Source organism: Polycladidibacter stylochi (assembly GCF_001562055.1).
GTDB classification, from domain to species: Bacteria; Pseudomonadota; Alphaproteobacteria; order Rhizobiales; family Stappiaceae; genus Pseudovibrio; species Pseudovibrio stylochi.
Genome location: NZ_LLWE01000014.1, coordinates 198,415 through 212,240, shown reverse-complemented (window position 1 = coordinate 212,240; position 13,826 = coordinate 198,415). Strand labels below are relative to the sequence as shown.

At 43.0% G+C, this 13,826-nt stretch carries 13 protein-coding genes; all 13 read left to right on the top strand.

The window, feature by feature from the left end:
• The first annotated feature begins 12 nt into the window (after positions 1 to 12).
• Positions 13 to 1,119, top strand: a complete 1,107-nt coding sequence (gene flgI / locus AYK67_RS02930) for a flagellar basal body P-ring protein FlgI (RefSeq protein ID WP_156453035.1) — start codon at positions 13 to 15, stop codon at positions 1,117 to 1,119.
• A gap of 81 nt (positions 1,120 to 1,200) precedes the next feature.
• Entirely contained in the window at positions 1,201 to 1,755 is a 555-nt protein-coding gene (locus AYK67_RS02925) for a MotE family protein (RefSeq protein WP_208976199.1), read from the top strand.
• A complete protein-coding gene (gene flgH, locus AYK67_RS02920) occupies positions 1,752 to 2,462 on the top strand; it encodes a flagellar basal body L-ring protein FlgH (protein ID WP_068082075.1) in 711 nt (236 codons plus the stop codon). The genes AYK67_RS02925 and flgH overlap by 4 nt, the downstream gene beginning before the upstream one ends.
• Positions 2,463 to 2,470: 8 nt before the next feature.
• Complete coding sequence (locus AYK67_RS02915; protein ID WP_068082073.1) at positions 2,471 to 2,956, top strand: flagellar basal body-associated FliL family protein; 486 nt, start codon at positions 2,471 to 2,473, stop codon at positions 2,954 to 2,956.
• Positions 2,956 to 3,717 (top strand): flagellar type III secretion system pore protein FliP, encoded by a 762-nt coding sequence (fliP, locus tag AYK67_RS02910; protein ID WP_420800594.1) that lies wholly within the window; start codon positions 2,956 to 2,958, stop codon positions 3,715 to 3,717. The genes AYK67_RS02915 and fliP overlap by 1 nt, the downstream gene beginning before the upstream one ends.
• A 301-nt stretch (positions 3,718 to 4,018) precedes the next feature.
• Complete coding sequence (locus AYK67_RS02905; RefSeq protein ID WP_068082069.1) at positions 4,019 to 4,927, top strand: flagellin N-terminal helical domain-containing protein; 909 nt, start codon at positions 4,019 to 4,021, stop codon at positions 4,925 to 4,927.
• 187 nt (positions 4,928 to 5,114) lie between these two features.
• On the top strand, positions 5,115 to 6,140 hold the full coding sequence (locus AYK67_RS02900; RefSeq protein WP_068082068.1) for a flagellin N-terminal helical domain-containing protein: 1,026 nt from the start codon (positions 5,115 to 5,117) through the stop codon (positions 6,138 to 6,140).
• 425 nt (positions 6,141 to 6,565) lie between these two features.
• Positions 6,566 to 7,492 carry a flagellin N-terminal helical domain-containing protein gene (locus tag AYK67_RS02895; RefSeq protein WP_068082067.1) on the top strand — a complete coding sequence of 309 codons (927 nt, stop codon included), beginning with the start codon at positions 6,566 to 6,568 and terminating at the stop codon, positions 7,490 to 7,492.
• A gap of 220 nt (positions 7,493 to 7,712) precedes the next feature.
• The gene (locus AYK67_RS02890) at positions 7,713 to 8,924 is read left to right on the top strand and encodes a flagellin N-terminal helical domain-containing protein (protein WP_068082065.1); all 1,212 of its coding nucleotides are present in this window, start codon (positions 7,713 to 7,715) and stop codon (positions 8,922 to 8,924) included.
• A 234-nt stretch (positions 8,925 to 9,158) separates the two neighbouring features.
• Positions 9,159 to 10,340 carry a flagellin N-terminal helical domain-containing protein gene (locus AYK67_RS02885; RefSeq protein ID WP_068082064.1) on the top strand — a complete coding sequence of 394 codons (1,182 nt, stop codon included), beginning with the start codon at positions 9,159 to 9,161 and terminating at the stop codon, positions 10,338 to 10,340.
• A gap of 161 nt (positions 10,341 to 10,501) precedes the next feature.
• Positions 10,502 to 11,305 carry a hypothetical protein gene (locus AYK67_RS02880; RefSeq protein WP_068082062.1) on the top strand — a complete coding sequence of 268 codons (804 nt, stop codon included), beginning with the start codon at positions 10,502 to 10,504 and terminating at the stop codon, positions 11,303 to 11,305.
• Positions 11,306 to 11,486: 181 nt separating this feature from the next.
• Positions 11,487 to 13,193 carry a flagellar basal-body MS-ring/collar protein FliF gene (gene fliF / locus AYK67_RS02875; protein WP_068082061.1) on the top strand — a complete coding sequence of 569 codons (1,707 nt, stop codon included), beginning with the start codon at positions 11,487 to 11,489 and terminating at the stop codon, positions 13,191 to 13,193.
• A complete protein-coding gene (locus tag AYK67_RS02870) occupies positions 13,193 to 13,822 on the top strand; it encodes a hypothetical protein (RefSeq protein ID WP_068082060.1) in 630 nt (209 codons plus the stop codon). The genes fliF and AYK67_RS02870 overlap by 1 nt, the downstream gene beginning before the upstream one ends.
• Positions 13,823 to 13,826 lie beyond the last annotated feature (4 nt).

Genomic DNA, 13,826 nt, shown 5'->3' with positions numbered 1-13,826 from the left:
TTATTGTCTCGAATGATCCGCCTGGTTCTCCCGGTGGTAATGATTTTTATTGCAGCGACAGAAGCATCTCAAGCAATGGTCCGTATTAAGGATATTGCTCATTTACGCGGCATGCGCGACAACCAATTGGTTGGGTACGGCTTGGTTATCGGTTTGAATGGAACCGGTGACAGTATGCGAAGCTCACCTTTTACTGAGCAGGCTTTGCAAAGCATGTTGGAGCGTATGGGTGTTAACGTGCGCGATGTTAGTTTGGGAACCGCTAACGTTGCTGCTGTTGTTGTAACAGCCGAATTGCCACCATTCGCTGGCTTTGGCTCAAGAATTGATGTTTCAGTTGGCTCTCTTGGCGATGCAAGTTCACTGCAAGGGGGTACCTTGCTCGTAACACCATTAATGGGGGCAGATGGAAACGTTTATGCAGTGGCTCAAGGCTCTGTATTTGTTTCTGGCTTTTCTGCTGAAGGTGAAGCCGAGCAATTGACACAAGGTGTGCCAACAGCAGGTGTCGTTTCCAATGGTGCTTTAATTGAAAGAACATTGCCAGACCAATTTGCTGAGTTGCCGGCACTTATTTATGAGTTGAGAAATCCCGATTTTAAGACTTCTGTACGAGTAACGGATGCAATTAATGCTTTCACAATGAACCGTTACGGTGTGAAGATGGCTAAGGAGTTGGACTATCGTTCGATTGAGGTGCAACGACCTGTTTCCATGAGTGCAGTACGCTTCATCTCTCAAATTGAAGGGTTGATGGTACAGCCGGATAGTCCTGCAAAAGTTGTCATTGATGAACGTACTGGAACAGTTGTTATTGGTAGCAATGTACGAGTTTCAACGGTTGCTGTTACGCATGGTAATTTAACTGTGCGTGTGTCTGAGCAGCCGCAAGTCTCTCAGCCAAGTCCGTTTGCTCGTGTTGGGGAAACACAAGTTGTGCCCCGAACCGCAATTGATGCCGAAGAAGGCGATGGTCAACTCAAAATTGTTCAAGGTACGGACCTACAAACGCTGGTGCGCGGGCTCAACAGAATTGGTTTGAAGCCAACTGGGATTATTGCGATTTTGCAATCCATTAAACGTGCAGGAGCGCTTCAGGCAACTTTGGTTGTTAAGTGATCCGTTTGTACCTGAGAGAGTAAGCTACAAACAAGCTTACTCAAAGACATTCAATAAAATAGAATTGAAACTGTTAGGCCCATGTTGAGACCACATAATCAAGCGCTGCAAGTTATACGTACCCTGGCCATTTCCAGTGTGTTGATGGTGTGTGTATCACCGGTGATGGCGCAAAAATATAATGAACAGCCGGAGCAGGTTGAGGTGGAAAAGGAACTAATTCACCAAGCTGTAAAGGATGCGCAAAATTATTGTAAAACAACTGCCGAATCTGCAACGGATGCGCGTATTGAATGGCAAATGCGTGCATTATTCGATGTTGAAAAGCGTATGCATGATAAAATGACTGCACTTGATGCAAAAATTGCAGAGCTTAAAAAGTGGGTTACCAAGCGAGATGAGATTTTAAAGCGCTCAGAAGGGCACGTTGTGCAGATTTATGCGCAAATGCGTGCTGATGCAGCTGCAGCCCAGTTGGGTACCCTGGATGATAACACCGCTGTTTCTATTCTATTACAAATGAAACCAAGACAGGCAGGTGCAATCTTGGCCGAAATGCCATCAGATCGTGCAGCTTTCCTAACGGATACAATGGCAATGCTTACAGCGCGCAAAGCAAAAGAGGGTCAATCATGAGAAAACTTATGATTATTGCTGCATTGACAGCGCTCGGAGGCTGCTCAACAGTGATGAGTGATATTGGAAGAGAGCCTGAACTGACACCACTTGGTGATGGTTTGCACCCCAAAATAGCTCGTTCCAGCTTTGCTGTTCCTAATCAAAACCTGCAAAAAAAGCGGAGCTTTCATGGGCTCTGGGCCAAAGACAAGCAAAACTTTTTTAAGGACCCAAGAGCGCATGATGTCGGAGACGTTGTTACAGTTTTAATTTCAATAAACGACAACGCGCAATTGGATAATACCTCAGAAAGAAAACGCAATTCTTCTGCAAAGAATGGAATTGGTGGCTCATTTAAGTGGGGTACAGTATCCACCGGTAGCATGGAAGCACAAGTATCTGGTACTGGTGGTTCTACAATGAAAGGTGAGGGGCAAATTGATAGGGCAGAAAAAATTAACCTATCAATTGCAGCAGTTGTTACGCGTGTATTGCCAAACGGAAATTTGATTATCAGTGGTCAACAGGAGGTGCGCGTTAATTTCGAAATTCGTGTACTTAATGTAGCTGGTATCGTCAGACCAATGGATATTACCGGCCGCAACACCATCGCCTATGACAAGATCGCAGAAGCTCGTGTATCTTACGGTGGGCGTGGACAAATGACACAAATGCAGCAGCCAGGTTTAGGGCAGCAAGTGTTTGATAAGATTTCCCCATTCTAGGAGAGACTATGCTCAAGAATTTTTTTCGGGAAAACCCTAAAGCCGCAGCTGCAACAGCAATTTTTACACTAACAGTTTTTGCTGCAATCGGAGGAGCTTTGCTAGGTTCCTCTTTAGTTGACCGTGTACATACGCAACTTATTGAAGAGCGTCGTGAAGATAACCCAGGCATGATTAATCCAATATATGTAAAGGGAAGCGAGATAATTGGCCTAAAGCCTATTGTTACCAACCTGCTTTCCTCATCCGATCATTGGATAAGAATTGAAGCTTCGATTATCTTAGTAAAAGATAGCCTTAGTGAAGATGATCACGCTGTTTTGGTAAAAGAGATAGAGCAGGATTTTTTGCTTTATGCGCGAACACTCGGGCCAAGGCAGCTTGAAGGTACACGCGGCCTACTGAGATTACGAGATGATCTTAATGAACGTGCTAAAATGCGCGGGGGCAATAATGTGCGGGAACTGGTACTTGAATCGGTGGTAATACAGTGATCTCGAAACACCGTAAAAAAATACAGATTATATTGGCAGCCCTCTTTCTTACAACAATAGGGGGGGCTGCTTTTGCACAATCGTTTAACCTAGCAGATATGTTGCCTCAAGGGCAGGGTGCAGCTTCCGGGCGAATAATACAGTACTTGATGATATTGACAGTACTTTCGCTAGCGCCTGGTATAATGGTAATGGTAACGAGCTTCACTCGCTTTGCAGTTGCATTGAGTTTCTTGCGTTCTGGTATGGGCTTGCAAACGACGCCTGCCAATATAATCATGGTATCTCTTGCCTTGTTTATGACGTTTTACGTAATGGCGCCGACTTTCGATCAGGCATGGCGTAATGGCCTACAGCCGCTCATAAATAATGAGATTAGCGAAGAAGCCGCCTACGATGAAATGACAAAGCCTTTTCGAACTTTTATGTTAAATAACATACGCGAAAAAGATTTAGTCTTATTCGATGAGTTGGCAGTTAGCTCTTTTGGCTACGATAAGGATGCACCGGTAGAAAAACTGGATCTACGCGTTGTCATTCCAGCCTTCATGATATCAGAACTAAGGCGTGGCTTTGAAATTGGCTTTCTCATAGCGTTGCCTTTTGTTGTTATAGATATGATTGTTGCGACGCTAACGATGTCCATGGGGATGATGATGTTACCGCCGACAGTAATATCAATGCCATTCAAGGTTTTGTTTTTTGTACTCGTCGATGGGTGGCATCTTTTGACAGCTGGTCTGATACGCTCGTTCGTTTAAGAAATTACTTTTTAAAATTGTATTTTTAAGTCAAGGCCTGAATATAGGAAACTATATTCAGGCCTTTTCTATTGTTAATCAGAGCCTTAACATAATTATTAACACAACTAAAAAGAGAATATAAAATAAATACAACCCTAAGTAACGTAACGTAATTTAAGCAAGCTTCATGCAAGTTACATGTACAATGTTTGTCCTGTAACGAACTGCCACAAAATAATAATAGGGCAGGGTATGAAGCCGTTTCGTTGCTTCGGTTAAAATCCGAAATGTCCCAGTGCATCAAATAGGGACGAATAATATGTCTAGCTTACTGACAAACACTTCAGCAATGGTTGCTCTTCAAACGTTGCAGGGTATTAACGATCAGATGGCAACAACGCAGAACCGTATTTCTACTGGTCTGCGTGTTGCTGATGCATCCGACAATGCTGCCTACTGGTCTATTGCAACAACCATGAAGTCTGATAATGGCGCACTATCCGCTGTTAAAGATGCGCTTGGTTTAGGTGCTGCGACAGTGGATGTTGCTTTCACTGCAATGGATCAGGCTGTTAAAACAGTTGATGAAATCAAACAGAAACTTGTTGCTGCGCGTGAGCCTGGTGTGGATCGTGCTAAAATTCAGGAAGACGTTGCCGCTCTTCAAGAGCAGCTGCAAACAATCGCAAGCTCTGCAAACTTCAACGGTGAAAACTGGCTGGAGCAAGCTATTGGTACAGCAAACACCAATAAGGAAGTAGTAGGGTCGTTCTCCCGCTCCGGTACAGCTGTTTCCATAGAGACTATTACAGTTGATACATCAGGTGTTGTTCTTGTCGATTCTGCAGGTGGTAATGCAGGTTTGCTTGATACAGTTCTCACTGACGGTGCCTCGACAATGCTTACCATTGATATTTCTGCTTTGACAGATAGCGCAGCCGACTTGGCAAAATTGGATACTTTAGTATCTGATGTTGATGGACAGCTTTCTAAAATGACAGATGCTGCAACCACACTCGGTTCTGCGAAAAAGCGTATTGATATGCAGCAAGATTTTGTTGGTGCCTTGTCCGACGCGATTTCCCGTGGTGTTGGTCAGCTGGTTGATGCGGACATGAATGCCGAATCAACACGCTTGAAAGCATTGCAGACTCAACAGCAGCTGGGTATTCAAGCGCTTTCAATTGCGAACTCCGGTTCTCAGAATATCCTAAGCTTGTTCCGCTAATTAGCAATATAAATAAATGAGATAGCCGCGTCTGTTAAAAGGCGCGGCTATTTTTATTAAAACAGCAAATAAATCAAATAATCTATTCTTCAAATTTGGTTGTATTATAAAAAAATTTATGCTGTAAGTTGCATAAGAAAAAACAAAATGCAGTAAAAAAAATATATTTCTGGAATATGGGGGCTTTATGTCTAGCCTATTAACAAATAGTTCAGCGATGATTGCATTGAACACTTTAAGTGCAGTCAATAAAAAAATGGGCGAAACACAATCTAGAATTTCTACTGGACTGCGTGTGAGTGATGCATCGGATAATGCTGCATACTGGTCAATTTCAACGACAATGAAATCGGATAATACTGCGCTTTCAGCAGTGAAAGATTCTCTAGGCCTAGGGGCTGCGACAATTGATGTGGCTTTTACGGCGATGGATCAATCCATTAAAGTCGTCGATGAAATTAAAAATAAACTCGTCGCTGCTACGGATAATGGGCTTGATAAAGAGAAGATCCAATCTGATATTAGTCAGCTCCAAAAGCAACTTAGCACGATTACAGCCTCAGCCAATTTTTCTGGAGAAAACTGGTTACAGCAAAACGTTGATAAAGATGAGCTGAAAAAATCTATTTCAGGCTCGGTCAGGCGGAATAAAGGTGTCTTTTCTTTAGAAGAAATCCATATTGATACCAAACATATTGTACTCGTGAATACATCTCCCAAGCCTCCAGAATTGGAGTGGCTGCATTTTGGAATGAGAGATGGGGAGATGCACACGCACGGTGCAGGCCTTTTCTTTGAAGTACCAGTTAAAAAAGCAATCTTGACCGATACGTTCCGTTGGATGGGAAGCAGTGACGATAAAAAAGACTTTAGCGAAATGTCCACTTTAACTATGGATATTTCAGGTCTGTCGACATCTAAAAACGATTTAAAGATACTGAACAAGCTCATAGAAGAAATTGATATTGTACAAAAGAAAATGAGTTCTGCAGCTTCCACATTAGGTTCAGTGAAAAAGCGTGTTACCTTACAAAGTGAGTTTGTAATTGAACTATCAGATGCGATATCTCGAGGTGTAGGTCAGCTTGTTGATGCGGATATGAATGTTGAGGCTACGCATTTGAAGGCGCTTCAAACACAACAGCAGTTGGGTATCCAGGCCCTCTCAATAGCAAACAACAGCGCTCAAAACATACTCAGCTTATTTAGATAATAAGATAGTGGTTTAGAAGATAAAAGGCCGCCCGATAGGGTGGCCTTTTTGTGTTTTGCAGTGAATTCCTTTCGATAAAACATGATAATTCACAGTCAGAGCAAAAAAAATAAATCTATTATCAATTTCATATCTAAAAATGCAAAGCAAATACATAGCGACTATTACTAATATTATGCATATATATTAATAATGTATGAAATATACGCCATACATACAATAATAAAAATGTATTTATGATATTAAATACTATATTATGCACAGTAAATAGGTAAATTTCAGGCAAGTTTCAACTAATTATCTGTTGTCAGCGCAGAGCTGATAAGTAAATAGTTGCTAATTAGTTGGTATGATGCCATTCTGCTGCTGTCGGTATAAGTAAATCCGACATGTCCACTAATTCTATTCATTAGGGACTTTTAGATATGTCTAGCTTGATGACTAACAGCAACGCAATGGTTGCTCTGCAAACTCTGTCTTCTATTAATAAAGACATGGGTATGACACAAAACCGTATCTCTACTGGTTACCGTGTTGCTGATGCTTCTGACAATGCTGCATACTGGTCAATCGCAACAACAATGCGTTCAGATAACAAAGCTCTTTCTGCTGTTAAAGATGCTTTGGGTCTTGGTGCTGCGACTGTAGATATCGCTTTCACTTCAATGAACTCTGCTGTTAAAGTTGTTCGTGATATGAAAGCAAAATTGATTGCTGCATCACAAGGTTCTGTGCCAAAAGCACAAATCCAGGACGATCTGACAGAAATGCAAAACCAGCTGAAAACTATTGCTGCATCTGCAACTTTCAATGGTGAAAACTGGCTACAACAACAAGTTGGTACAGCAAATCCTATTAAATCAACTGTTGGTAGCTTCTCGCGTGATGCGGCTGGCAATCCTAAGGTTGAGATGATTGCTATTGATACTAAGAATATAACGTTGATTGATACAGCAGGCGGTGGCGCTGGTATTCTTGATGCAGCATTAACATTTGCTGGTGGCGGTATCACTGGTACGAATGTTCTTGACTTCAATATCTCTGCCATGGGTGGTACTGCAGATGATGATACAGCATTGTCTAATCTTCAAACGGCTGTTGATACGCAGTTGAAGGCAATGACGAAAGCTGCTTCTCAGCTTGGTTCATTCAAGAAACGTGTTGATATGCAAAAAGAGTTTGTTGGTCAGTTAACAGATGCTGTTGATCGCGGTATTGGTCAGCTTGTTGATGCAGACATGAATGCTGAATCTACACGTCTGAAAGCACTGCAAACACAGCAACAGCTTGGTATTCAAGCTCTTAACATTGCTAACCAAGGCGCGCAGAACATCCTGAGCCTGTTCCGTTAATCGGATATAGCAAAAAGTATTTAAATTGGGCCGCCCTCGGGTGGCCCTTTTTATATTATTCCATTGGTTTTGGTTTACTTGTTATTTGGTCAGCTACAGGCAAGATACACTAATTAATTGTATAACTACTGCATACCACCACCATAGGTGGTCAGCATGATGCTCCAATTGCAGTCCCGGTTTTAATCCGGAATGTCCCAATTATCGAAGGGACAATATTATGTCTAGCCTTTTGACCAACACCTCCGCCATGGTTGCACTGTCCACATTGCAGGACATCAACAACAACATGGCAACAACCCAAAACCGCATTTCTACTGGTTTGCGCGTGGCAGATGCTTCTGACAACGCTGCGTACTGGTCTATTGCGACAACCATGAAATCTGACAATGGCGCGCTTTCCGCTGTTAAAGATGCTTTGGGTCTTGGTGCTGCGACAGTTGATGTTGCCTTTACTGCTATGGATAAGGCAGTTGACAACGTTAACGAAATGAAGAAAAAGCTGACAACAGCAACTGACGGTTCTGTTGACAAAGAAAAAATCCAGTCTGACTTGAAAGAAATTCAAGGTCAGTTGAAAACTGTAGCTGCTTCTGCAAACTTCTCCGGTGAAAACTGGCTGCAACAGGACATGAAAAAAGACAACCTGAATAAGTCTATTACAGGTTCCTTTACACGTACTGCAGATGGCGCAACTTCCATCAAGAATATCCGTGTTGATACTGAGAAGGTCGTTCTTGTTGATACACAGGAAACAAAGGCCGATAATAAAGGTATCTTGACGAAAGATATGACCGGTGAGTTGGATCTTGATGCGATTAAGAGCTTCATCACTAATGGTGTTAAGGAAGTCAAAGAAGTTAAGTCCGCAACTGGTGCTATAACAACACCTGGCGTAGCGGGTGTTGCTCCAAAGATGAATATTGATTGGAAATCTTTGGACGAGAAGAAAGTTGGCTTTAAAGTTCTTGCTTATGCTAAAGCTATTGAAGCTAAGATTGCTACAACCAAGCCTGAAGATTATGCGAAGTTTGACGATGCTGGTCTTACAGCAATTAAGGATGGGGTTGATAAATCCCTTGCTAAGCTTAAGGGTAACTCTGTATTGGATATAGATATCTCTAAGCTTGGTAAGTCTCTTGAAGATAAAGCTGTTCTGAAAGCTGTTATTTCTTCTGTGGATACACAGATCTCCAAAATGACAACTGCTGCAACCAACCTTGGTTCCGCTAAAAAGCGTATCAACATGCAAAAAGAATTTGTTGGTAAGCTTTCTGATGCGATCCAGCGCGGTGTTGGTCAGCTTGTGGATGCGGACATGAACGCAGAATCCACACGTTTGAAAGCTCTGCAAACACAGCAACAGCTTGGTATTCAGGCGCTGTCTATTGCGAACTCCGGTGCGCAAAACATCCTGAGCCTGTTCCGTTAATATTTAACGAGTTCAAGGTTTACCATCGGGAGGCTGTCTTCGGGCAGCCTCTTTTGTTATGAAATAACTAGAATTAATACCTAATAAAAAATACATAAAAACTGAACTAATAAGCTAGAAGCAAGTTTGAAGACTTAATACTTTTAATTAATTGCAAGCTCGATGAGTAGGCATGAGGCCGTTTTGCAATATCCAGTTATCTGGAATGTCCCTTAGTAATTAGCGGGACACATAATGACAGCTTTACTGACGAATACAGCAGCAATGATCGCGCTAAACACATTGCGTGGCATTGAAAAAGGAATTTCGGTAACGCAAGATCGAATTTCCTCAGGTAAACGCGTGGCAAATGCTTCTGATAATGCCGCGTATTGGTCTATCGCAACGACAATGCGCTCCGATAAGGGGGCGTTATCCGCTGTAAAAGACGCGCTTGGATTGGGTGCTGCAACTGTTGATGTGGCATTCAAAGCAATGGATACGACAGTCAAGGTCGTATCTGAAATGGAACAAAAGCTCACAACTTCCACTGATGGGTCCATTGATAAAGATAAAATCCAATCTGATTTGAATGAACTTCAAGGACAGCTTTCAACAATAGCTTCCTCTGCTAACTTCTCCGGTGAGAATTGGCTGGAACAGAATGCAGAACTAGATGATCTTAACAAGCAAATAACTGGTTCGTTTACGCGTAACGCCGATGGTTCGGTGCATATAGAATCTATTCAAGTTGATAGTTCGAAGTTGGTTCTGGTCGATACGCAAGACAATCCAGATAAAAACATTGGTTTGGTGACCTCTTCACTGGAAGGGGATGCGGATACAGCTTGGCTAAATTATAAGCCAGGTAGTTCACCCGTTGAGGCCGACCCCTTGGCTGTGCCTGTAATTGTTGCAGCGCCTGCAGTTGAGCCGGAAATGCAGCTAGTTGTTCCGGAAGATAAAGCTGACGGCTATAAAATCCGGGCCTATGAGAAAGCTCTTAAGGATACAATTGCTGAGTATGCACCAGACTACGATAAGGTAGTACTCAGTGAAATTGTTGATCGTGTTGATCAATCCCTTCTGAAGCTTGGTGGTAAGGCAATTATTGACCTTGATATTTCTCGGCTTGAAAAGTCGGTGGAAGATAAGGCGGTACTAAAAGCTGTTATATCGACTGTTGATAAGCAGATGGGTAAAATCACAGATGCTGCGACACATTTGGGTTCCGCGAAAAAGCGTATAAATATGCAAAAGGAATTCGTGTCGGATTTGTCTGATGCTATTACGCGCGGTGTGAGCCAGATGGTGGATGCGGATATGAACATTGAGTCAACACGGCTTAAAGCGCTTCAATCGCAACAGCAATTGGGTATTAAGGCTCTATCTATTGCAAATGCCTCGACAAATACACTACTAAGCTTATTTAAGTGAGGTGGTTATGGAGGAGGGGGGGGACTCTCCTTCATAAACGTGAAATATTTTAATTGAATAAAATTGTACCGAGGGTCAGGTACGGGCAAGCTTTTTTTTTTATTGTTTTTATATTCAAAAGATCAATAACTCCTGCGCAAAATACCGAAAAGGTGTGAAAAATGGCAGTCTCTTATAATCAGGCCATTAGAACCGTAGATGATGCTAGTAACTTCGGAATTAAGGACTTTTCCGGTGCTGTTCTAACAAGTGCGGTTACGCGTAAGGAGCAGGTTAAGCAAAAAAACAAACCTCTTGTGAGTGACTGGGAGGCCGGTTCCGAGTTGGTCCTTGGGCGTATTACTTCGCTCATATTCCAAATAAGGAATTATTTGCTTGAGGCAGAGTTGCAAACCGCTGATCGTGAAAAGTTGCAGTCAGAAATAGCAAGAATTCAATCTCAGTTGCAAGATGTATTGGCAGTTTCGGGCTTGCCAAGCGTTAATAAGCAAAAGCAGGTTGAGGCACTTGAAGCTATACTGGTAGGATTTACCAGACGGAATAAAGATATATTTGACTTGACTTGGGAGGTGTTCGATCTCTCGCGTTATCAACTCATGGGCGCAGGTGGCTTATTAGAGCAACCAATAATTGAGTATGCTGACGGTGCTGAATATAATTTGCTGAATGTAGATGTTTCATCTGCTGGTTTGCAAGGTAATTTGCCTCGTTTGGTCACGGCAATTGGCGAAGTTCAGGAAGTGCTTCAAGCGCGTTCAGAGGAAATTGCCAAATTACGCGGCAAACTTACTGAGGCTTTTGAGCAAGTTCAAAGTGAAGTATATCGAAAACAGCGTTTGTTAAAGGGTCGCGCGCTGTCTATGTCGCAAGCAATTACGGTTGCAATGCTTGCGAAAAAAGAAATGAAATTTAATAAGCATAAAATACTAAGTAAAGACATTGGTAAAATTCAAAGTTTTCGCTGAATCCTATTATATTTCTGGCTTATCGGAGAGGGGGTTGTCCCCTCTTTTTTATGTCTAGATGCAACTTCTGGTATTAATTGCTCGTTAATTAATGCCAAAACTCATTAGAGAATGTGTGCTCAATTTTCGCGCAAGGTTATTGAGCAAATGTGTGCAGGAATGAGATACCTTAGAGGTTCGTATGGCTGCTCGCGAAAACGCAGAAAAAATTTATGCCAATCTAGCTGAGTTGGGTGCAAAGCGCCTTTTGGCTTTGGCTTTTATTGCAATTTTTACTTTTACCGCAATTGGCTTTGCGGCTTATATGTTATCCCGTCCAGAGCAAGAAGTGCTCTATGCGAATTTAGAGCGCGATGATGTTACGCAAATTGGAACAGCGTTGCAATCTGCCGGTATCCCGTTCGATGTTAGCGCAGATGGAACCGTCGTTTCTGTTAGTGTCGGTAGTACAGCGCGTGCGCGTATGTTGTTGGCAGAAAAAGGTTTGCCGCGTGGTTCGGGCGCGGGTTATGAACTGTTCGACCAGATGGGTTCATTAGGCTTAACGTCGTTTATGCAAAGTGTAACAAAGGTACGTGCGCTTGAAGGCGAGGTAAGTCGTACAATTCAGTCCATGCACGGCATTAAAGCCGCGCGCGTGCATTTGGTCTTGCCAGAAAAAGCAACCTTTAGGGCTGAAAAGCAAAAGCCAACAGCATCAGTACTTATTCGAACAGATGGCACCAATGAAGGTGTTATGGCCCAGTCGATACGATATTTGGTTGCGGCGGCTGTTCCTGGTTTGACTGCAGAATCGGTAACTGTGCTAGATACTGAGGGTAAGTTGTTGGCAACCGGTGAAGATCCGCAAAGTGCCTCTACGGGTCGCAAGGCAATGCTTGAAGATAATATATCATCGCGAGTTCAGGCTTCTATCCGCCAGGCGCTAACCCCGTACCTTGGTATGAGTAACTTTGAGGTCAGTGTAGCGGCTTCAGTTAATACAGATAATCAACGTGTTTCTGAAACGACCTACGATCCCGATTCGCGTGTTGAGCGTTCTTTTAAAGTTGTTAAAGAAAACGAATCCTCTCAAAATTCCAGCTTGGAAAATCCAACAACTGTTGAGCAAAACTTACCCGAGGAGGATGTGTCAGCATCTAATGGTGAGCGCTCTACAGAGCAAAATGAGCGTCGTGAAGAGCTGACGAACTATGAAATATCATCAAAAACTGTCGAAACAGTATTTGATGATTATAAAGTAGAGCGGCTATCAATAGCGGTGCTGGTAAATAGAGATCGCTTGGTCGATGAGGTGAAGAAAGGGTTGCCGCCTGTTGCGGAAGGCGAAGAGCAGCCCGAGATTGATATTGCGCCAAAAATTACAGAAATTAAGCAAATTATTGCAATGGCCTCGGGTTTGAAAGAAGCGCGCGGTGATGAGATTACTGTAACGGCTGTTAACTTCCTTAATCCAACCGGGGAATTGGCTGCTATCCCAGAGCGGACACTGACAGAAGTCTTAACCAGAAATATGGGTAGTATCGTAAATGCGCTATCTATTCTGGTGGTTAGTTTGCTCATTATTTGGTTCGGTCTACGTCCAGCTGTTGCTTTCCTTATACCGCAGGCGGAAGAGAAAGTTGCTCAAGAAGCTGAAGCAGGTAGTGTACCTAAACAACTTTCTCCAGAGCAGTTGGCTGCAATAGCGGCAGGTGATCCTGATGCCTTGGCTCTGTTGCCGGACTTGAATGCGCAAGATTCTGACGCACAATTCTCTCTTGAGGAAATGGATGAGACGCTACTTAACCGTTCAGCGCTTAAGAAACTTGAGCGTGCCGTTGAGATTGATGACATGCAAGCTGCGATCATTCTGAAGCAATGGATGTATAATCAGGAGCCAGCATAATGACCAACTCGCTTGCTTCTTGTCTTTCGGATTTCACAGCTGAAAACCCGCCGAGTATTGCTGAAGCTCAGGAAATTAAGGAAATCGTCTCCAGATTACCTAAGAGCTATAGCGAAGGCGGGGACTGGGTAAACCGAGTTTTTGAAGCCTATGAAAATGGGGTTTCAGAAGGCTTGGAGACGGCTCGTGAAGAAAGTGAAAAGAAAATCGAGGCAATGAAGCGCGAGTTGGATCAGAAGCTAGCTGATGAGCGAGCGTCTTTTAAGGCGAATGAGGGAATGCAACTCGAAATGGAGTTGGCAAATGCCATTCGTGAAATTGAAGAGACGGTTGCACATTCAGTAGCGCAGATTCTTGTGCCGTTCATTGAAGAGCAAGCGCGTGTAAGGGCTGTGTCCACCCTTGTCTCGGTTTTAAAATCCCAGCTTTCCTCTAATTCAAGTGATTTGGTTTTGGTTGAAGGACCCGAGGACTTGCAGGGGATGTTTAAGGCGAAATTGGATTCTGATGGAAAAATCGATTTCAAAATAAACGATAAAACAGATTTGCTCGTTAAAGTTGGAGATATGAAGCTCTCCACCGGGCTGGATGAATGGCGCGATGAATTATATGCCGCGTTAAAAGGGTAGTTCT